This is a genomic window from Pseudomonas sp. Yb2C2 (assembly GCF_052112325.1).
In the GTDB taxonomy this organism is placed as follows: domain Bacteria; phylum Pseudomonadota; class Gammaproteobacteria; order Pseudomonadales; family Pseudomonadaceae; genus Aquipseudomonas; species Aquipseudomonas marginalis.
On the sequence record NZ_JAVAJK010000019.1, the window covers coordinates 79,179 to 100,380 of the forward strand.

General features: G+C 61.1%; 16 protein-coding genes and 1 pseudogene. 7 read left to right on the top strand and 10 right to left on the bottom strand.

The genetic code is table 11. From position 1 onward, the window contains the following. Positions 1-20 precede the first annotated feature (20 nt). The 8 genes from Q8X51_RS23835 to gloB form a co-directional block, all read right to left on the bottom strand. Complete coding sequence (locus tag Q8X51_RS23835) at positions 21-3,467, bottom strand: hypothetical protein (protein WP_407694575.1); 3,447 nt, start codon at positions 3,465-3,467, stop codon at positions 21-23. A gap of 177 nt (positions 3,468-3,644) precedes the next feature. Continuing rightward, on the bottom strand, positions 3,645-5,258 hold the full coding sequence (locus Q8X51_RS23840) for an ABC transporter ATP-binding protein (RefSeq protein WP_065947737.1): 1,614 nt from the start codon (positions 5,256-5,258) through the stop codon (positions 3,645-3,647). Between the two features lies 1 nt (position 5,259). Then, positions 5,260-6,279 (bottom strand): ABC transporter permease, encoded by a 1,020-nt coding sequence (locus tag Q8X51_RS23845; protein ID WP_027606501.1) that lies wholly within the window; start codon positions 6,277-6,279, stop codon positions 5,260-5,262. Between the two features lies 1 nt (position 6,280). Beyond that, on the bottom strand, positions 6,281-7,357 hold the full coding sequence (locus Q8X51_RS23850; RefSeq protein ID WP_027606500.1) for a microcin C ABC transporter permease YejB: 1,077 nt from the start codon (positions 7,355-7,357) through the stop codon (positions 6,281-6,283). Continuing rightward, a complete protein-coding gene (locus tag Q8X51_RS23855; protein ID WP_407694576.1) occupies positions 7,358-9,202 on the bottom strand; it encodes an extracellular solute-binding protein in 1,845 nt (614 codons plus the stop codon). Then, positions 9,199-11,028 (bottom strand): extracellular solute-binding protein, encoded by a 1,830-nt coding sequence (locus Q8X51_RS23860; protein WP_315871666.1) that lies wholly within the window; start codon positions 11,026-11,028, stop codon positions 9,199-9,201. The genes Q8X51_RS23855 and Q8X51_RS23860 overlap by 4 nt, the downstream gene beginning before the upstream one ends. A 144-nt stretch (positions 11,029-11,172) precedes the next feature. Next, positions 11,173-12,588 (bottom strand): lytic transglycosylase domain-containing protein, encoded by a 1,416-nt coding sequence (locus Q8X51_RS23865; RefSeq protein ID WP_407694577.1) that lies wholly within the window; start codon positions 12,586-12,588, stop codon positions 11,173-11,175. A gap of 98 nt (positions 12,589-12,686) precedes the next feature. After that, positions 12,687-13,454 carry a hydroxyacylglutathione hydrolase gene (gene gloB / locus Q8X51_RS23870; protein WP_330216040.1) on the bottom strand — a complete coding sequence of 256 codons (768 nt, stop codon included), beginning with the start codon at positions 13,452-13,454 and terminating at the stop codon, positions 12,687-12,689. 65 nt (positions 13,455-13,519) lie between these two features. Between gloB and Q8X51_RS23875 the strand changes: the two genes are divergently transcribed. The 5 genes from Q8X51_RS23875 (at position 13,520) to Q8X51_RS23895 (ending at position 18,646) form a co-directional block, all read left to right on the top strand. Then, positions 13,520-14,278: a class I SAM-dependent methyltransferase gene (locus Q8X51_RS23875; RefSeq protein WP_053134936.1), complete on the top strand. Its 759-nt coding sequence runs from the start codon at positions 13,520-13,522 to the stop codon at positions 14,276-14,278. Between the two features lie 44 nt (positions 14,279-14,322). Continuing rightward, positions 14,323-14,775 carry a ribonuclease HI gene (gene rnhA, locus Q8X51_RS23880; protein ID WP_003173571.1) on the top strand — a complete coding sequence of 151 codons (453 nt, stop codon included), beginning with the start codon at positions 14,323-14,325 and terminating at the stop codon, positions 14,773-14,775. An 82-nt stretch (positions 14,776-14,857) separates the two neighbouring features. Next, positions 14,858-15,598, top strand: a complete 741-nt coding sequence (gene dnaQ, locus Q8X51_RS23885) for a DNA polymerase III subunit epsilon (protein WP_176718769.1) — start codon at positions 14,858-14,860, stop codon at positions 15,596-15,598. 202 nt (positions 15,599-15,800) lie between these two features. Continuing rightward, the gene (locus Q8X51_RS23890; RefSeq protein WP_407694578.1) at positions 15,801-18,056 is read left to right on the top strand and encodes an Orn/Lys/Arg decarboxylase N-terminal domain-containing protein; all 2,256 of its coding nucleotides are present in this window, start codon (positions 15,801-15,803) and stop codon (positions 18,054-18,056) included. A gap of 20 nt (positions 18,057-18,076) precedes the next feature. Continuing rightward, entirely contained in the window at positions 18,077-18,646 is a 570-nt protein-coding gene (locus Q8X51_RS23895) for a GNAT family N-acetyltransferase (RefSeq protein ID WP_027606492.1), read from the top strand. On the opposite strand, the gene Q8X51_RS23900 is transcribed toward Q8X51_RS23895, so the two are convergent. After that, a complete protein-coding gene (locus Q8X51_RS23900) occupies positions 18,643-19,536 on the bottom strand; it encodes a LysR substrate-binding domain-containing protein (protein ID WP_065927913.1) in 894 nt (297 codons plus the stop codon). The two genes, Q8X51_RS23895 and Q8X51_RS23900, sit on opposite strands and share 4 nt — an antisense overlap. A 181-nt stretch (positions 19,537-19,717) precedes the next feature. On the opposite strand from Q8X51_RS23900, the gene Q8X51_RS23905 reads away from it, so the two are divergent. Next, a complete protein-coding gene (locus Q8X51_RS23905) occupies positions 19,718-20,062 on the top strand; it encodes a hypothetical protein (protein ID WP_065927912.1) in 345 nt (114 codons plus the stop codon). Between the two features lie 63 nt (positions 20,063-20,125). Here the strand turns inward: Q8X51_RS23905 and Q8X51_RS23910 are convergent, their stop codons facing one another. Further along, entirely contained in the window at positions 20,126-20,362 is a 237-nt protein-coding gene (locus tag Q8X51_RS23910; RefSeq protein ID WP_065927911.1) for a hypothetical protein, read from the bottom strand. A 226-nt stretch (positions 20,363-20,588) separates the two neighbouring features. Between Q8X51_RS23910 and Q8X51_RS23915 the strand changes: the two are divergent. Beyond that, a pseudogene (locus Q8X51_RS23915) lies at positions 20,589-21,145 on the top strand (NADPH-dependent FMN reductase). The last annotated feature ends 57 nt before the right edge of the window (positions 21,146-21,202 follow it).

Genomic DNA, 21,202 nt, shown 5'->3' on the forward strand with positions numbered 1-21,202 from the left:
GCGTTTGGGTAGCCGATGGCTTAATAGGGTTTCAGATTGTGCAAACGCTCGTTTCGGCGGTTGTTGATCAGCAGGACCTTTTCCACATTGTTGAGGTTCTGCGTGGACTCACTCAGATCCCGGTGGTTACTGAGCAGGCACTGGTCAACGACCATCCTGGCAATCGCTTCGAGTCGTGCCGATTGCCAGGACTTCGGTATGGGGGCGGGGTCACCCTGGGTATCCGTTATGAGGGTGGCGTCCAGGGGATGGAGCAGGACCTGCGAACTGGCGCCCGCCACGGGTTCGGAACCGGTGAGATAAGCGCTCCAATCGATCTGCAACTGAACAGGGCCTGGGGAGACCGGGTCATTCAGCAAACCGGATGGCGGGTTGGCCAGCTGCGTGACCAGCATCTGCCTGGGAAGCAGTTGCAGCAGGTAGCGATCCCGCTGGTAGCGAACACGCAACAGGCATCCAAAATGTGCGGTGATCATCGTGTCCCGGGCAGCGGGGGACGGTTTGCGCAGCAGGTACAGTTCGATGTTTCCCTGCTCCAGGCTGACGCGCTTGGGCAGCGGCAGGCAGGCCAGCAGGTAGGCAATGTACACGATATAGCTCTCACGGATGGATTCGAGCGCGGCGTGGAAGTTTTCATCAGCGTTGTGGTCCTTGAGCGTTCTCAAGGATGGCGAAAACCTGTTGACACGTACCTGTGGCTGAATCGCCCTCCAGCGTTCAATGTGCTTTAACTCACCGGCCAGATACAGTTCGGCCAGGGAAAAGGAAATATCCTGGGTACTGACTTGCGGATAGCGAATACCGGGTGGAAGGAAGGGCGCCGGCATGAACACGGTTTTGTCCAGGTGAGCGTTATCCGGATAGACCTCACGCAGGTACCTCAATGCCGCCTCCTTCTGATCCGGATAGGGGGTGTGCAGCGATCCGAAGGCATCGTTGAGTGTGCGCTTCTGTTTCTCATAGGTGCGCACGGCGAGCTCGCCTTTAAAGGGCAGGTCCGTGTCCGTCGCATCCACCACGCCATTGGCACGCGCCCAGTCGAGGACGGGATCGACCGTAGGAGGCAGCGCCCAGAATTCCCGGTTGAGCGTCGTGGCAGGGTTATGGACCAGGGTCATGATGTTCTCAAGTGTCATGTACCGGCTGGCGCCAGGGGTTTTCAGCTCGATGAAATCGACGAACTGCTTGAACACGACCCAGTTCTGGTTACACAGGTAAGGCAAGGTTTCGGGGATGTTGCGCACGAGCAATTGTGGCGCGCTGCCACTGAGCAGCAAATGCGCGGCCAATGGGGCACCCTCCAGCAGCGTCTGGCGCAGGAGGGCTTCAAGATTGCTGCGCACCAGTGCACAGTTGTCACCCCAGTAGTAATCGGTATCGATGGCCAGCCCGCCGACCAGGTTGCGTTGTGTGCCGGCCTGTTCGTCCAGGCTCAGAATCAGCGCGCTGAGCAGCAGTGTTTGTCGACGCTGTTGTGGCGTTGTACCGTGCAGTGCGGCATCGGACCAGATGACGAGGGTGTCCAGGCGCTCGACCAATAGCTGGCTGCGCTGGCTCTGCACCATCTGGTTCAGCAGCATGTCCGCTTCGGCGCGGATCCTGGGGGCGCTCTTGCCCGCCCAACAAGGTTCGCCGAGCCACTTGAACAGGGGCGCTCCATGCGCCTGTGCAAACGCCTGTTGCGCTTCGTATACCTGTCGGCGTTGTGTGCTGGATAAGGTCAGCAATGACGGCTGCGGCTGGCCCAGGCCCTGCCAGTAGTTGCCCAGCCGTGGTGTCGCAGCCCTGACGGCCCTCAGGTAGTGCGCCGCCTGCCGGGCCTGCTCCGCTGTCTTCACTTCGGGCATGCGCAGGAACTTCATCAACTGCTTGAGGGTGGCCTTCATATCACTGCGCAGCTCGCCACCCAATTGTTTGGCCAGCTCCTGCAAGGGCGTGAGACAGCGCTTGAGCGCTGGACTGGAGACGATATCGTCCGTGAGGTTTCTGCGCCTGCCGTCCCTGTCGTCCGCGCCCACGTACCCCTCTTCGGTCAGCAGTACCAGCGCCTTTTCGTCGTCGATACCGCGTTTCACGCAAATGGCGACAAATGATCTGTGCTTGATCATCATCAGCAGTTTTTCGGCGCTCTCCTCCAGCAACTGGTAGAACATCGAGTCAGTGTCCAGCTCGACCGTATCGTCGAGCTCAACCTTTTCATCGGGTTGTTTGCCAGCGCTGACTCGCTCCAGCTCTGTCTGCAGCCGATTGAAGTTATTCAGGGCGCTCAGGCTGTTTTGTTTGCGCTTGAGCCATTGCGCATCCTGGGCAGCTTCACTGCAGTACGGCTGCCCAGGCACGGATGACTGGCGCAGGCGCGCGATCAGGGCGTGCACCTCGCTGGCCTGGAGGGGGACCTCGATGGCGTAGAAGTGCATGAGCTGCGCCAGGCTCAGGCTGTTATTGGAGGCCACCTGTTCTCCCAGCAACGACGCATATTGCGCCAGGCGAATCAGCCGACCCGCCACTGGCGCACCGCCCAGGTGTGTACGCAGGCTGATACTGGTCCCCTGGATCTGCGCGGGTGAGGCCCGCAGGGAGTGATCCTCGCCGGAATAAATAAAGTATTCATCGGGACCCAGCGCAGTTGGGAACGTCTGCGTGAACTCGATCGAATTGATCACGCTCTGCAGTAATTGCGCGGCTTCTTTCAAGGTGTGCGCTACGAAGGAGTCAGACCTCAGCGTGAGGCGCTGGCGGTAAGCGAGGTAGCTGTCATGGGGTTCATCCGTGGTTGCCGCGCTGGCCATGCATTGCTCGAGGTTATCGGCCAGTTGCAGCAAATCCAGGTGCTGTGCGTGCATTTCATGGCGTGTCGCCGACTGCGCGCGGCCATTGTCACCCATCGTTGGAAAGGCATGGTAGGCCTGCAGCTCATCGACAATCATCCGCGCCTGGATCTGGTTTTTGGGCAACGTGTAGCCGTAGAACGCCAGCGTCAACTCGAGTGGCAATTCAAACGTACTGTGGCCGTTTGGCAAGTCGATATAGGGCACGCCCAGCTGGTTGGGATCAAGGATCTCGGAGATGCCCAGGATCGGCACGGACACTTCCAGCCAGCCTGGGTCGTCATGAAGATGAAAGGCCCTGGGTGTCATTTGGTCCTCGTGAATGACATTGGTGTGCAGGGAGCTTCCCATGACCTTGATGCTTCGATACTCCAGGTGCCGCGTGTCGGCCCATGCCAGGAACACGCTCTGGTTGATAGCCTTGCCGAACAGCACCATCCATTGGCCAAGCCTGGAGTTGCGGTCGACCGCGATCAACGCGGGAGGCCCCAGCAGAGTCCAATTGTGCGGTAAGGCGGGCGACAGCAGCGCAACCAGGCTGTTGATCAGCTTCAGATCATCCTGGGTGGCAAACAAGACGGGGCTGGCAGGCAGTGGCTCGGTCGCCGCAGCGGCAATCAGCGGGGCAAATTCGTACATGAATGAAGTTCCGTTTCAAGGTTGCCCAAGAAAACGTTCTTGGGCGGAACTTCATGGTCGAGGGTTTTTACCTGGGCTTGATAGCCTGCGCCATCCGGAGTTGCTGTAGGTCGAGTAGGCAGCCACGGTGATCCGATGGCGAGGCACGCCAACGCAGGAGGTGGGCGTGCTCATCGCTCAGAAGCGCTCCGGGCAGGGCACCAGAAAGGCCGCTTCCAGCAGTTGACGCGTATACCCATGCTGCGGATCAGCGAAAATCGCTCGCGCATCGCCTTGCTCCACCACCTGCCCCTGCTTGACCACCATCAGTTGGTGACTCAGCGCCTTCACCACCGCCAGGTCATGGCTGATAAACAGGTAGGTCAGGTTGTACTTGGCCTGCAGGCTGCGCAGCAATTCCACCACTTGCCGTTGCACGGTGCGATCCAGCGCCGAGGTCGGTTCGTCCAGCAGGATCAGGCGCGGCTTGAGCACCAGTGCGCGGGCGATGGCGATGCGTTGGCGTTGGCCGCCGGAGAACTCATGGGGGTAGCGATGACGGGATTCAGGGTCCAGGCCCACCTCCTTGAGCGCCGCGATAATCGCCGCTTCCTGCTCGGCAGCTGTGCCCATCCTGTGGATGCGCAGGCCTTCGCCGACGATCTCGCTGACGCACATGCGTGGGCTCAGGCTGCCGAACGGGTCCTGGAACACCACCTGCATTTCCCGGCGCAACGGGCGCACCTGTTGCTGGGTCAGCGTGTCCAGCTGCTGGCCTTCGAAACGAATCCCGCCCTTGCTGGCAATCAAGCGCAGGATCGCCAGGCCAAGGGTGGATTTGCCCGAGCCGCTTTCGCCGACGATGCCCAGGGTCTGGCCCTGGGGCAGGCTGAAGTTGATCCCGTCCACCGCCTTGACGTAATCGACGGTGTTGCGCAAGAAGCCCTTCTTGATCGGGAACCAGACTTTCAGGTCATCGACTTCCAGCAACGGCGGGCCGACTTCGTTGCTGGCCGGGCCACCGCTGGGTTCCGCCGCCAGCAATTCCTGGGTGTAAGGGTGTCGGGGCGACTGGAACAGCGTCTCGCACTCGGCCTGCTCGACGATGCAGCCTTGCTGCATCACGCAGACGCGGTGAGCAATACGCCGCACCAGGTTCAAGTCGTGACTGATCAACAGCAAGGCCATGCCCAGGCGTGCCTGCAATTCCTTGAGCAACTCCAGGATCTTCAACTGCACGGTGACGTCGAGGGCCGTGGTCGGCTCATCCGCGATCAACAACTCCGGCTCATTGGCCAGGGCCATGGCGATCATCACCCGCTGGCGCTGGCCGCCGGACAATTCGTGGGGCAGGGCCTTGAGCCGTTTGTGCGGCTCGGGGATACCCACCAGTTCCAGCAGCTCCAGGGTGCGCCGGGTCGCGACCTTGCCGGTCAGGCCCTTGTGCAGGCCGAGCACTTCGTTGATCTGCTTCTCGATGCAGTGCAGCGGATTCAACGACGTCATCGGCTCCTGGAAGATCATCGCGATGCGGTTGCCGCGAATATGCCGCAGGGTCTTTTCCTTCAGGGTCAGCAGGTCCTGGCCGGAATAGGTGATGGTGCCGGACGGATGCCGGGCCAGCGGGTAGGGCAGCAGGCGCAGGATCGAGTGTGCGGTCACCGATTTGCCTGAGCCGCTTTCGCCGACCAGGGCCAGGGTTTCGCCGCGCTTGATATCGAAGCTGACGTTGTTCACCACACGGTGGTGATGCTCGCCCGTGACGAACTCGACGGAGAGGTCGCGGATTTCGATCAGATTGTCCTGATTCATCTCATTTCCTCGGGTCGAAGGCATCGCGAGCGGATTCGCCGATAAACACCAGCAAACTCAACATGATCGCCAGCACGGCAAACGCGCTCATGCCCAGCCACGGTGCTTGCAGGTTGGATTTGCCCTGGGCCACCAGTTCGCCCAGGGACGGCGAACCGGCCGGCAGGCCAAAGCCGAGGAAGTCCAGGGCAGTCAGGGTGCCGATGGCGCCGGTGAGGATGAACGGCATGAAGGTCATGGTCGAGACCATGGCATTGGGCAGGATATGGCGGAACATGATCGCGCCGTTCTGCATCCCCAGTGCCCGCGCCGCGCGCACGTATTCGAGGTTACGCCCGCGCAGGAACTCGGCGCGCACCACGTCCACCAGGCTCATCCAGGAAAACAGCAGCATGATCCCCAGCAGCCACCAGAAGTTCGGCTGCACGAAGCTGGCGAGGATGATCAGCAGGTACAGCACCGGCAAGCCCGACCAGATTTCCAGGAAACGCTGCCCGGCCAGGTCGACCCAGCCGCCATAGAAACCCTGCAAGGCGCCGGCGATCACGCCGATGATCGAACTGAGCACCGTCAACGTCAGGGCAAACAGCACCGACACACGGAAGCCGTAGATCACCCGCGCGAGCACATCGCGGCCCTGGTCATCGGTACCCAGCAGATTGACGCGCGAAGGCGGCGCGGGGGCCGGTACCTTCAGGTCGTAGTTGATGCTCTGGTAGCTGAACGGGATCGGCGCCCACAGGGTCCAGGCGTCCTTGGCCTTGAGCAGTTCCTGGATATACGGGCTCTTGTAGTTGGCTTCCAGGGGGAATTCGCCGCCGAAGGTGGTTTCCGGGTAGCGCTTGAGCGCCGGGAAATACCAGTCGCCGTCGTAGTGCACCGCCAGTGGCTTGTCGTTGGCGATCAGCTCCGCGCCCAGGCTCAGCCCGAACAGGATCAGGAACAGCCACAGCGACCACCAGCCACGCTTGTTGGCCTTGAACCGCTCGAACCGGCGGCGATTGAGGGGGGATAGATTCATCTCAATGCTCCCGGCTGGCGAAGTCGATACGCGGATCGACCAGGGTGTAGGTGAGGTCGCCGATCAGTTTCACCACCAGCCCCAGCAGGGTGAAGATAAACAGCGTGCCGAACACCACCGGGTAGTCGCGGTTGATCGCCGCTTCAAAGCTCATCAGGCCCAGGCCGTCGAGGGAGAAGATCACTTCCACCAGCAACGAGCCGGTGAAGAAAATCCCGATGAACGCCGACGGGAAGCCGGCGATCACCAGCAGCATCGCGTTACGGAACACATGGCCGTAGAGCACGCGGTGGTTGGTCAGGCCCTTGGCCTTGGCGGTGATCACGTATTGCTTGTTGATCTCATCGAGAAAGCTGTTCTTGGTCAGCAGGGTCATGGTCGCGAAGTTGCCGATCACCAGCGCGGTGATGGGCAGCGCCAAGTGCCAGAAGTAGTCGAGCACCTTGCCGCCCCAGCTCAACTCATCGAAGTTGTTGGACGTGAGCCCACGCAAGGGGAACCAGTCGAAATAACTGCCGCCGGCAAACACCACGATCAGCAGGATCGCAAACAGGAACGCCGGGATCGCATAGCCGACGATGATTGCCGAGCTGGTCCACACATCGAAGTGGCTGCCATGTCGCGTGGCCTTGGCGATCCCCAGCGGGATCGACACGAGGTACATGATCAGCGTGCTCCATAACCCCAGGGAGATGGATACCGGCATCTTTTCCTTGATCAGGTCGATGACCTTGGCGTCACGGAAGAAGCTGTCGCCGAAATCCAGCCGGGCGTAGTTCTTGACCATGATCCACAAGCGTTCCGGCGCCGACTTGTCGAAGCCGTACATTTTTTCGATTTCCTTGATCAGCGCCGGGTCCAGGCCCTGGGCGCCACGGTAGCTGCTGGAGCCGGCCACCGAGACTTCGGCACCGCCGCCGGCAATGCGGCTGGTGGCGCCTTCAAAGCCTTCGAGCTTGGCGATCATCTGTTCCACCGGGCCACCGGGGGCGGCCTGGATGATGATGAAGTTGATCAGCAGGATCCCGAACAGCGTCGGGATGATCAGCAACAGGCGGCGAACAATATAGGCCAGCATTTAATCGCCTCCGCTCGCCGCATCGGCGTTGGTGTCGGTAGTCGTTTCCAGGGTGACGGCAGGTTTTACGTTGGGTTTTGCCCACCAGGTGGCGGTGCCCACGTCATAGCGTGGCGGGGTTTTCGGATGGCCTAGGTGGTCCCAGTACGCCACACGGAAGGTCTTGATGTGCCAATTGGGGATCACGTAGTAACCGAACTGCAGCACTCGGTCCAGGGCCTTGGCATGGGCGATCAGGCTTTTGCGCGAGTCGGCGTCGATCAGTTCTTCCACCAACTGGTCGACCGCCGGATCCTTGAGGCCCATGTAATTGCGGCTGCCGGGTTTGTCGGCACTGGAAGACTTCCAGAATTCCCGCTGTTCGTTACCCGGCGAAGTGGATTGCGGGAAGCTGCCCACCATCATGTCGAAGTCCCGGGAACGCACACGGTTGACGAACTGCGAAACGTCCACCCGGCGGATCACCAGGTCGATGCCCAGGTCCGCCAGGTTGCGCTTGAACGGCAGCAGGATGCGCTCGAACTCGGTCTGGGCCAGCAGGAACTCGATGGTCACCGGTTTGCCCGTGGTGTCGACCATCTTGTCGTCGACGATGCGCCAGCCGGCCTCCTGCAGCAATTGGTAGGCCTCGCGTTGCTGGGTACGGATCATCCCGCTGGCGTCGGTCTTGGCGGGCTCGAAGGCCTGGGTAAAGACTTCGGCCGGGATCTTGTCGCGCAGGGGTTCGAGGATCTTCAGCTCATCCGGGCCGGGCAGGCCGGTGGCGGCCATTTCGGAGTTTTCGAAGTAGCTGCGGGTGCGGGTGTAGGCGCCGTTGAACAGCTGTTTGTTGCTCCACTCGAAGTCCAGCAACAGGCTGATGGCCTTGCGCACGCGCACGTCCTGGAACATCGGCTTGCGCGTATTGAACACAAAACCTTGCATGCCCGTGGGGTTGCCGTTGGGGATCTCTTCCTTGATCAACCGGCCTTCGGTCACGGCCGGAATGTTGTAGGCGTTGGCCCAGTTCTTGGCGCTGAACTCCAGCCAGTAGTCGAACTGTCCGGCCTTCAACGCTTCCAGGGACACGGTGCTGTCGCGGTAGTAGTCGGTGATGCGGTTATCGAAATTGTAGAAACCCTTGGTGATCGGCAGGTCCTTGGCCCAATAGTCCTTGACCCGCTCGTAGCGGATCATGCGCCCGGCCTTGACCTCGGCCACCTTGTACGGCCCGCTGCCCAGGGGCACCTCCAGGTTGCCCTTGGCAAAGTCCCGCGTGGCCCACCAATGCTTGGGCAGTACCGGCAGTTGCCCGAGGATCAGCGGCAGTTCGCGGTTGTTGGTGCGCTTGAACTTGAACAGCACCCGCAGCGGGTCTTCGGCGACCACTTCATCCACATCGGCGTAGTAGGTGCGGTAGATCGGCGAGCCTTCCTTGATCAATTCCTGGAAGGTGAACACCACGTCTTCGGCACGGATCGGGTGGCCGTCGTGGAAGCGCGCTTCGGGCCGCAGGTAGAAACGCACCCAGCTGTTGTCCGGGGCTTTTTCGATCTTGCCGGCGACCAGGCCGTATTCGGTGATGGGTTCGTCCAGGCTCTGCATGGCCAGGGTGTCGTAGATCAGGCTGACGTTGTCGGCCGGCACGCCCTTGCTGATAAACGGGTTGAGGCTGTCGAAGCCGCCCATGCTCGACTCGCGGAAGGTGCCGCCCTTGGGCGCGTCCGGGTTGACGTAGTCGAAGTGCTTGAAGTCGGCGGGGTATTTCGGCGGCTCGTTGTACAGCGTCAGCGCGTGTTGCGGGGCGGCGTGGGCCGTGGTGCACAGCAGCAGGCTGCCGAGCAGTGCGTTGCGCAAATACATCATTGGGCTTTCTCCGAAGCTTTCAGCCACCACGCGCTCAGGCCCAGGCTGTAGGGCGGCGTGGCGACAAAGGCGAACCGGTTACGGTACGCCAGGCGATGATAGTTGAGGTACCAGTTGGGAATGCTGTAGTGCTGCCACAGTAGCACCCGGTCCAGGGCGCGGCCGGCGGCCAGTTGTTCTTCGCGGGTCTGCGCCGCCAGCAGTTGTTCCAGCAGGTGATCGACAACGGGGTTGGCGATGCCCGCATAGTTCTTGCTGCCCTTGATCGCGGCCTGGCTCGAGTGGAAGTACTGCCACTGTTCGAGGCCGGGGCTCAAGGTCTGGTTGAGGGTGATCAGGATCATGTCGAAATCGAATTGATCCAGGCGTTGCTTGTACTGGGCGCGGTCGACGGTGCGCAGGCGTGCGTCGATGCCGATGCTGATCAGGTTCTCGACATAGGGCTGCAGGATGCGCTCCAGGTTCGGGTTGACCAGCAGGATCTCGAAGCGCAGCGGTTGCCCGTCCTTGTTGAGCAGGCGTTGGCCCGACAGCTTCCACCCGGCTTCGCCCAGCAGCGCCAGGGCGCGGCGCAGGGTTTCGCGGGGGATGCCGCGCCCATCGGTCTGAGGCAGGCTGAAGGCTTGGGTAAACAGGTTGGGCGGCAGCTGGTCGCGGTAGGGGGAGAGCATCAGCCATTCATGGCCGGTTGGAACCCCGGCAGCGGCGAATTCGCTGTTGGGGTAATAGCTGAGCGTGCGTTTGTAGGCGCTGCTGAACAGGGTGCGGTTGGTCCACTCGAAGTCGAACATCAGCCCCAGGGCCTCACGCACCTTGGTCTGGCTGAAGGTCGGGCGCCGGGTGTTCATGAACAGGCCCTGGCTTTGGGTCGGGATCTGGTGGGCGATCTGCGCCTTGATCACTTCGCCACGGTTCACCGCCGGGAAGTTGTAGCCATTGGCCCAGTTCTTGGCCTGGTGCTCGATATAAATGTCGAACTCGCCGGCCTTGAACGCTTCGAAGGCCACGTCGCTGTCGCGGTAGAACTCCACCTCGACCTTGTCGTAGTTATAGAAGCCCTGGTTGACCGGCAAGTCCTTGCCCCAGTAATCCTTGACCCGTTCGAACACCAACTGACGTCCAGGGGTGACCTTGCTGATGCGGTACGGCCCGCTGCCCAGGGGCGGTTCGAAGGTGGTCGCCTTGAAGTCGCGGTTTTTCCAATAGTGCTGGGGCAATACCGGCAACTCGCCCAGGCGCAGGATCAACAACGGGTTGCCGGCGCGCTTGAACACAAAGCGGATGCGGTGACGGTTGAGGATGTCCACCCGTGCCACTTCCTGCAGGTTGGTGCGGTATTGGGGGTGGCCTTCGGTCAGCAGGGTGCGATAGGAAAACGCCACATCATAGGCCGTGATCGGCTTGCCATCGTGGAAGCGCGCCTGCGGACGCAGGTTGAACACGACCCAGCTGCGGTCCTCGCTGTATTCCACCGACTGGGCAATCAGCCCGTAGCTGGAGGTGGGCTCGTCGCCGGACGGCGCGTACTGGCCGGTGCCGACCATCAACGGCTCGTTCAGCTCATTGACGCCGTATTGCAGGAAGTTGGGGGTGGAAACCGGGCTTGAACCCTTGAACGTGTAGGGGTTAAGGGTATCGAAGGTGCCAAATGCCATGACCCGCAAGGTCCCGCCTTTCGGCGCTGCAGGGTTTACCCAATCGAAGTGGGTGAATTTGGCCGGGTACTTGAGCGTGCCGAACTGCGTGTAACCGTGGCTCTCGGTTATTGTCGCGTTCGCACCAAAGCTCAAGGCCAGACTTATTAGTAGAAGGAGGGGACGCTTCAAGTCAGGGATCCGATCCAGGCGGCTTGGGCTTTATGATCGGTACAGTAACAGCTTGTTCCGGATGGAAAAAGCCAGTCGGGATGATGTAGAACCAATGTGGGAGCAAGCTCCCTCCCACATTGGTTCTCCGGGGTTCTTGAAACCTTAGCGCGGCCCGGAAACCACCAGCATCTGCCCAGGCTTCAGCGCCTGGCCAGTACGCGGGTTCCAACGCTTGAGATGTTGCATCTCGACGTTGAAGCGCTTGGCGACGATGTACAGCGAGTCGCCTTTCTTGACCTTGTACTGCACCGGCTTCTTGCTGTCGGCCTTGGCCACCAGCTTGCGGGTGTCCTGCATCACCAGGGTCTGGCCGACCTTGAGGGCCTGGCCGTTGAGTTTGTTCCAGCGCTGCAGGTCATGCACATCGACCTTGTTCGCCTTGGCGATCAGCGTGAGGTTGTCGCCACTGCGCACCTTGTAGTTGCGGGTGCGGCCGGCCACCCGAGCAGTCTCGACTTCGTCGAACACCTGCTTTTTCGGGCGCATCGCCAGCAATTCTTCCGGTTTCATCGTCGAAAGGGTGCTGGTGAGCAATTGTGCCTTGGAGCTCGGCACCAGCAGGTGCTGCGGGCCATCCAGGGTGGTGCGTTGCTTGAGCGCCGGGTTGAGCTGGAACAGTTCGTCTTCGTCGATCTCGGCCAGCGCGGCAACCCGCGACAGGTCCATGCTTTGCTTGACCTCGACCACTTCGAAGTACGGCGTGTTGGCAATCGGGTTCAGGTTGACGCCATAGGCCTCGGGGGCCAGCACCACCTGGGACAGCGCCAGGAACTTGGGCACATAGTCCTTGGTTTCCTGGGGCAGGGGCAGGTTCCAGTAGTCGGTGGGCAGGCCGAGCTTCTCGTTGCGCTCGATGGCCCGGCTCACCGTGCCTTCGCCGGCGTTATAGGCGGCCAGGGCCAGCAGCCAGTCGCCGTTGAACATATCGTGCAGACGGGTCAGGTAGTCCAGGGCGGCGGTGGTGGAGGCGGTGATGTCGCGGCGGCCGTCGTAGGCGCGGGTCTGGCGCAGGTTGAAGTAGCGCCCGGTGGAGGGGATGAACTGCCACAGGCCGACGGCATCGCTGCGCGAATACGCCATCGGGTTGTAGGCACTTTCGATCACCGGCAGCAGCGCCAGCTCCAGGGGCATGTTGCGTTCTTCAAGGCGTTCGACGATGTAATGAATGTAGAGGCTGCCGCGTTCACCGGCGTTCTCCAGGAAGGACGGGTTGCTGGCGAACCACAGGCGCTGTTGCTCGATACGCGGGTTGACGCCCACGTTGTCCTGCAATTGAAAGCCGCGGCGCATGCGTTCCCACACGTCCTGGGGTACTTCTGGAGCAGGCTTCTCTGAAAGCCAGATGACGGGTTTCTGCTTGATCTTGGCGGTAAGGTTGGGCTTGGGTTGCACGGTGGATTGTGCGGCGAAATTTGTCGATTGGCAGCCCGCCAGCGTGGCGGACACAGCCACCGCCACAGCTTGAGCCAGGCGGGTCAATGCGTCTGAATGGTTGGATTTACGAATAGATGACGACATTGGCTGGAAGTAAGTTCCGGGCAAAAATGTCGGGCGATTCTAGAAAGCACTTTGGTTCCGGTCAACCATTCAGAAATTACGTATCAGATTGCGTCCCTTTAGAACTTATCTTTCCACGCCCTCAAGCTAGCAAATACCTCGGCCCCAGAGCGGTTGTCACGGCCATTCCGTTCGTCCGCTTTTTGTTTAACGGATGTTTCAGAGGTGCGCAGGAAGGGGTTGGTACGCTTTTCCAGGGCCAGGTTGGAAGGCAGCGTCATCTCGCCGCGGGCCCGCAGCTGACGGACGTTTTCCACCCGTTCGGAGATGTCGGCATTCTGCGGTTCCACCGCCTGGGCAAACTTGAGGTTACTTTGTGTGTATTCGTGGGTGCAGTACACCAGGGTGTCGGCGGGCAGGGCGGCCAGGCGCTCGAGGGAGGTGTGCATCTGTTCCGGCGTGCCTTCGAACAGGCGGCCACAACCGGCGGCGAACAGGGTGTCGCCACAGAACAGCACGCCCTGGTGGTAGAAGGCGATATGGCCTAGGGTGTGGCCGGGCACGGCATAGACGTCGAAGTCCCAGCCCAGCACGCTGATGCGGTCGTTATCCCGCAGGGCGATGTCCCGCGCCGGGATCATCTCGTTGGCCGGACCATACACCTTGGCGTCGCTCACACCCTTGAGTTGCTCGACACCGCCGACATGATCGTGGTGATGGTGGGTAATCAGGATGTCGCTGAGGGTCCACGTCGGGTTTTGCTCGAGCCAGGCCAGTACCGGCGCGGCATCGCCGGGATCGACCACGGCACACCGTTGGGTCTGCGGGTCCTGCAGCAACCAGATGTAGTTATCGGTGAAGGCGGGCAGGGCACTGATCTGTATCATTCTTCGATTCGCCAAGCTGAACACATTGGTGCATCTTAGAACGTCTAGGCGAGTTGGAGAATGCAATGACTGATAAAGCGTTCGCCCAGGCCGATCCTGAGTGGCTGGCCCTGATCGGCGCAGCCCGTGAATGGCTGTCCGGGCCCATCGGGCAATTTCTGCTGGATGAAGAACGGCGCATGCTCGAAGACGAGTTGGGTCGTTTCTTTGGCGGCTACCTGGTGCATTACGGTCCGTCGGCCCAGACCCCGCCCGCCGCGCCCCAGGTGCAACGCAACGTGCGCCTGGGCGCGCCGTTGCCGGGGGTGGAGATTGTCTGCGAAGAACAGGCCTGGCCATTGAGCGAGCACGCCGCCGATGTGGTGGTGTTGCAGCATGGCCTGGATTTCTGCCTGTCGCCCCACGGTCTGCTGCGTGAAGCGGCGAGCAGCGTGCGCCCTGGTGGCCATTTGCTGATTATCGGCATCAACCCTTGGAGCAGCTGGGGCCTGCGCCATGTGTTCGCCCATGATGGCCTGCGTCAGGCGCGCTGCATCTCGCCATCACGGGTCGGGGACTGGCTGAACCTGCTGGGCTTCGCGCTGGAGAAACGCCGCTTCGGGTGCTATCGTCCGCCGCTTGCCTCGGCCAAGTGGCAAGGCCGCCTGGCCGGTTGGGAACGCCGCGCGGGCGCCTGGCAACTGTCGGGTGGCGGCTTCTATTTATTGGTGGCGCGCAAGATCGTGGTCGGGTTGCGGCCGGTGCGCCAGGTGCTGCGCCAGCCCATGGGCAAACTGGTGCCGATGCCGATGGCCAAGGTCAACCGCAAGCAAAGCGAACCGTAGAACTTTTTTGATTTCAGACCTGCCCGTCTTGATGGATGTAACCGATGACCGATAGCGTAGAACTCTTCACCGATGGCGCCTGCAAGGGCAACCCCGGCCCCGGGGGCTGGGGCGCCTTGCTGGTGTGCAAGGGCGTAGAGAAGGAGTTGTGGGGCGGCGAAGCCAACACCACCAACAACCGCATGGAACTGATGGGCGCCATTCGCGGCCTGGAAGAACTCAAGCGCCGCTGCAACGTGCTGCTGGTCACCGACTCGCAATACGTGATGAAAGGCATCAACGAGTGGATGGTCAATTGGAAGAAGCGCGGCTGGAAGACCGCGGCCAAGGAGCCGGTCAAGAATGCCGACCTGTGGCAATTGCTCGATGAGCAATGCAACCGCCATGACATCACCTGGAAATGGGTGCGCGGGCACATCGGCCATCCGGGTAACGAGCGCGCCGACCAGCTTGCCAATAGAGGTGTGGACGAAGTGCGGGGCTACAAGCAGAGCTGATGCTGGTTGACGTGTTAACATCGCGCTCCTTGACTCACACCACACTGCACACCACACCGTTGAGAGCTGAACCCTGATGGCCATCCGATCTGTTGTACTCGATACCGAAACCACCGGCATGCCGGTGACCGACGGCCACCGGATCATTGAAATCGGCTGTGTCGAACTCATGGGTCGGCGCCTCACCGGTCGTCACTTCCACGTCTACCTGCAACCGGACCGCGACAGTGACGAAGGCGCCATCGGCGTCCACGGCATCACCGACGAGTTCCTCAAGGGCAAGCCGCGTTTCGCCGAAGTGGCCGATGAGTTCTTCGAATTCATCAACGGCGCCCAGTTGATCATCCATAACGCGGCGTTCGACGTCGGCTTCATCAATAACGAGTTTGCCCTGATGGGGCAGACGGATCGTGCGGATATTTCCAAGCACTGCTCGATCCTCGACACCTTGATGATGGCCCGTGAGCGTCACCCGGGCCAGCGCAACAGCCTCGATGCCTTGTGCAAACGTTATGGCGTCGACAACTCCGGCCGTGAACTCCACGGCGCCTTGCTCGACTCCGAGATTCTCGCCGACGTTTACCTGACCATGACCGGCGGGCAGACCAGCCTGTCCCTGGCCGGCAATGCCTCCGACGGCACTGGCTCGGCGGAAGGCTCGGGCAACCGCCCTTCGGAAATCCGCCGCCTGCCGGCCGATCGCAAGCCCACCACCATCATTCGCGCCAGCGAGCAGGATCTGGCCGAGCATGCAGCGCGGTTGGAGGCTATTGCGAAGTCGGCGGGTGCGCCGGCGTTGTGGACCCAGCTAACACAACAATAGCCCTGCGTAGGTATGATCAAAATGTGGGAGGGGGCTTGCCCCCGATAGCGGTGTATCAGCCAATCAAATATGAGCTGGCATACCGTCATCGGGAGCAAGCCCCCTCCCAGGGTTGACCTCCATTGCTTTCAGAATCTTCATTCGCGTCATCGTCCCCGAGCTTCTACCCTTGAGTGCATAGCCCTCAGGACTACACGCCCTCATGTACAAAGACCTGAAGTTCCCCGTGCTTATCGTGCACCGCGACATCAAGGCCGACACCGTTGCCGGCGACCGGGTTCGGGGCATCGCCCGGGAGTTGGAACAAGAGGGCTTCAGTATCTTTTCCGCCGTGGACTACGCCGAAGGCCGGCTGGTGGCGTCGACCCATCACGGCCTGGCGTGCATGCTGATCGCCGCCGAAGGCGCCGGTGAGAATACCCACCTGCTGCAAAACATGGTCGAGCTGATCCGCCTGGCGCGCCTGCGGGCGCCGAACCTGCCGATTTTTGCCCTGGGCGAGCAGGTCACCCTGGAAAACGCCCCGGCCGATGCCATGAGCGAACTCAACCAGCTGCGCGGCATTCTCTACCTGTTCGAAGACACCGTACCGTTTCTCGCCCGCCAGGTGGCCCGTGCTGCCCGCACATATTTGGATGGCCTGCTGCCGCCATTCTTCAAGGCGCTGGTGCAACACACCGCCGACTCCAACTATTCCTGGCACACCCCCGGCCATGGCGGTGGCGTGGCCTATCGCAAAAGTCCGGTGGGGCAGGCGTTTCATCAGTTCTTCGGGGAAAACACCCTGCGCTCGGACTTGTCGGTCTCGGTGCCCGAACTGGGCTCGCTGCTGGATCACACCGGGCCCCTGGCCGAAGCCGAAGCCCGCGCCGCGCGCAACTTCGGCGCCGACCATACCTTTTTCGTGATCAACGGCACGTCCACCGCCAACAAGATCGTCTGGCACTCCATGGTCGGGCGCGATGACTTGGTGCTGGTGGACCGCAACTGCCACAAGTCGGTGTTGCATTCGATCATCATGACCGGTGCCATCCCGCTGTACCTGTGCCCGGAGCGCAACGAATTGGGCATCATCGGTCCGATTCCCCTGAGCGAGTTCAGCCCGGAATCGATCCGCGCCAAGATCGACGCCAGCCCCTTGACCCGCGGCCGGCCCCCCAAGGTGAAGCTGGCCGTGGTCACCAACTCCACCTACGACGGCCTGTGCTACAACGCCGAGCTGATCAAGCAGCAATTGGGCAACAGTGTCGAGGTGCTGCACTTCGATGAAGCCTGGTACGCCTATGCGGCGTTCCACGAGTTCTTTGCCGGGCGCTACGGCATGGGCACCTCGCGTACCCCGGACAGCCCGCTGGTGTTCACCACCCACTCCACCCACAAGCTGCTGGCGGCGTTCAGCCAGGCCTCGATGATCCATGTGCAGGACGGCGGCGCGCGTCAACTGGACCGCGACCGTTTCAATGAAGCCTTCATGATGCACATCTCCACGTCGCCGCAGTACAGCATCATTGCTTCGCTGGACGTCGCCTCGGCGATGATGGAAGGCCCGGCCGGGCGCTCGCTGCTGCAGGAAATGTTCGACGAGGCCCTGAGTTTTCGCCGCGCCCTGGCCAACCTGCGCCAGCATATCGCCGCCGAAGATTGGTGGTTCTCCATCTGGCAGCCGCCGTCGGTGGCGGGCATCGACCGCGTCGCCACGGAGGATTGGCTGTTGCAGCCGCAGGATGACTGGCACGGCTTTGGTGACGTGGCCGAAGACTACGTGCTGCTGGACCCGATCAAAGTGACCCTGGTGATGCCCGGCCTCACGGCCGGCGGTGCCTTGAGCGAGCATGGGATTCCCGCCGCGGTGGTCAGCAAATTCCTCTGGGAGCGTGGGCTGGTGGTGGAAAAGACCGGGCTGTATTCGTTCCTCGTGTTGTTTTCCATGGGCATCACCAAGGGCAAATGGAGTACCTTGCTCACCGAGTTGCTGGAGTTCAAGCGCAGTTACGACGCGAATGTCAGCCTCGCCAGTTGTTTGCCATCGGTGTTTGCCCAGGGCCCGGCGCGCTATCAGGGCCTGGGTTTGCGCGACCTGTGCGATCAATTGCACGGCTGTTACCGCAGCAACGCCACCGCCAGGCACCTCAAGCGCATGTACACGGTGTTGCCGGAAATCGCGATGAAACCCGCCGACGCCTATGACCAATTGGTAAGGGGCGAAGTGGAGGCCGTGTCCATTGATGCCTTGCCAGGACGCATTGCAGCCGTGATGCTGGTGCCTTATCCGCCGGGCATTCCGTTGATCATGCCGGGCGAGCGCTTTACCGAGTCGACCCGGTCGATCATCGACTACCTGGCGTTTGCCCGGACGTTCGATAGCAGTTTCCCCGGTTTTGTTGCCGATGTTCACGGGTTACAACACGAAGATGACGGCAGTGGTCGTTGTTACACCGTCGATTGCATCAAGGGTTAAGGATGTTTATGCAAGCTGTAATGAACCCGAAGTATCCAGGGCTCAGTGTGCGGGTCGCCGACGAGGGCTTCGACGCCTACGTGTGGGGCAATGATTTCAGCTTTGAGGTCAGTGCCTATGGCGTGCCGGAGATGGGCAGGCGGGTCGATCAATGGCCCGTGGAGCGCATCGTGCCGTACCGCAAGTGCTATGGCATCGACCCGGAAGAATTCGCCAGTTTTCGCGATGCGCCGGACAGTGCGATCTTCATGGCCTACCTGGATGATCGTGCGGTCGGGCATATCGTGGTCAGCACCAATTGGAACGGCTTTGCCCACGTTGACGAGCTGGCGGTGGCCTTGCCTGCCCGTCGGCACGGGGTGGCCAAGGCGCTGCTGGATGTGGCGCAGTTCTGGAGCCGCAAGAAAAACCTGCCGGGCATGATGCTGGAAACCCAGAACAACAACTTGGGTGCCTGCCGTCTGTATGAGCGTTGCGGCTACGTGATGGGCGGGATCGATCACCTGCGCTATCGCGGCATCGACCCGCAAACCCGTGAAGTGGCGATTTTCTGGTATCGATTGTTCAAGACCGACGCCGAGCGGCGTTAACTTTCCAGCAGGCCCTGGGCCTTTTGCGTGACGATCTCCAGCAACGCATTCAGCGCAGGCGAGGTCACGCCATCCTTGAGTGTCAGCGCATATAGGCTGACCAGGATCGGCGGCGATACCGGGCATGTATCCAAACCCGCCTCACGCGCGCCAAACGCGGTGAATGGGTCGACTATCGCCAGGCCTTCGCCGGCTTCCACCATGCTGCGCATCATCTGGTAGGTCTGCACCCGCGTCTGCACCACCGGCAGCGGGCGCAGGGCTTGCAGCTTGGCGTCCAGCAGGCGGCTGAGCGGGTCGTGTCCTTCGAGCCCGATCATCGCTTGCCCGGCCAGGTCCTGCAGCGCAATGTACTTCTGCTTGGGCTTGAGCCAGCCGTGGGGCGCCAGCAATTGCAATTTGCCTTGGGCCAGCACCGTGCTGTGGATTTGCGGATGTTCCGGGTCATGCAGGCTCAGGCCCACCTCGGCCTCGTGCAGCAGCAGGCTGCGCACGATTTCCCGGGTTGGCTGGCTCGACAGGTTGCACGGCGTGTCCTGGAAGCGTCGGCGCAGCAGCGCGATGCTCTGGGGCAGCAGTTGATTGGCCAGGGGCGGCGTGCACAAGGCGCGCAGGGTGGGGGCGTGATGGTGTTTCAAGCGGCTGGCCAGGCGTTGCACCGGTTCCAGGGCTTCGTACACATGGGCTATTTCTGCCTGCAACTCCAGGGTTTCCCGTGTCGCCTGCAAACGCCCGCGCACACTGGCAAACAGCATGAAGCCCAATTGCCGCTCGGCCTCCTTGAGTGCCGCGTCTACATCGCCCACGGGAAGTTGCAACCATTCGGCGGCGGTGCCGAGGTGTCCGGTCTGCAGGATGGCCTGAATCACTTCGATATGACGTAAACGCATGGCCGGAGTCTATGTGCAGCGCCGTGGGGATTCAATGGTGCATGCCGTCGTGCGCAAAAAAGACGGTGTGGGTCGCGTATGTCGCTGGCGTTCAGCCAGGACCTCACTAGAATGGCGAGTCTGATCATCAACGACCAATGCCGATTACCGGCACATACAACAAAAACAGGTCTGGTCTCCTATGCCTCTGCCCTCGACAGTTCTCGGGGTAACGGTCAAGCAACTGCTGGTCCTGGTGACCGTAGGGTGCGTGGCTGCTTATCTCTTCAGCAATCACGATGAATCAGCTCCGGAAAACCTCACGCTTGAGGCATTTATCCGTGCCCAGGAGCCAGTCGCCGCGCAGGTCGGCACGGTGCTGGGCATGACGCAGGTCAAGCAGGTGGTGGCGTATCCGGGGTACAACTCGCCGGGCTACAGGCGGGTGATGTACGCGGTGGAAGGCGAGCGGGGCCGGTTGATGGTGACGCTCAAGCAAGTGGACGGTGAGTCGGGGCTTGAAGTGACGGAAATTCGCAGCCCGTGACCGCCCGGCCCAGTCGATGCCGTCAATGGCCGGGACTGAGCAGGTACGCCTGGGCGATCAAGCTTATGAGGCGAGGACGGTCTGCGATTCGCGGACGATAATGGTCCCCGACTGAATCAGCTTGAACTCATCGCCTTCGAGTTTTTCTACCCGGTCGCCAATGGCCAGCTTGTAGGTGGTGGTGGGTGCCGAGCCAGCCAGGTCGCCTTGCGCCGGGTTGGATTCCTGGAACTCATGCACCGAATACACGCGTCCTTCTGCGTCTCTGGCATGAAACTGTCCGACTAGTACTGCTGCCATCTGTTTAGAACCTCTGGAGATAAACACTCAATTCGCGGTGCTGTAGACCGTCATAAAGAGGGGGAGTTTACCTATTGAAAAAAAATACTATTCGCTGACATTTTCAGACGGTTCCTACGCATCAAATCGCGGGCCAAACGTCTGGAGGATTATCAAAACCTTCTGGTGAACGCACTGCGAAGCCTTTATAACTACAAGCTCCCTTAGTCAGACGTCGAGAAACCCAATGAGCAAGGTCTACACGATTGCCGTCCTGGTTGGCAGCCTGAGAAAAGACTCGATCAACCGCAAGGTCGCCCTGGCACTGGCCGAAATGGCCCCCGCCAACCTGAAGTTGAACATTGTGGAAATTGGCGATTTGCCGCTCTACAACGAGGACATCGACGGGGCATCGCCGCCCGCAGCCTACAGTACTTTCCGTCAGCAGGTACGTTCATCCGACGCGGTGTTGTTTGTGACACCGGAGTACAACCGCTCCGTACCCGCGCCGTTGAAGAATGCGATTGACGTCGGCTCCCGTCCTTATGGCCAAAGCGCCTGGAGCGGCAAGCCGGGGGCGATCATCAGCGTATCCCCGGGCGCCGTTGGCGGTTTTGGCGCCAACCACCATCTGCGCCAGTCCCTGGTGTTCCTCGATGTGCCATGCATGCAGCAGCCGGAAGCCTACCTGGGCGGAGCGGGCAGCGTGTTCGATGATGCCGGCAAGGTGTCGGAAAAGACCAGGCCGTTCCTGCAGGCATTTATGATGCCTACGGCAAATGGGTAGAAAAACAGACAGCTTGAATCTGCGCCATTGTCCACTGTGGGAGGGGCAAGCCCGCTCACTACAGGTTTAACTGA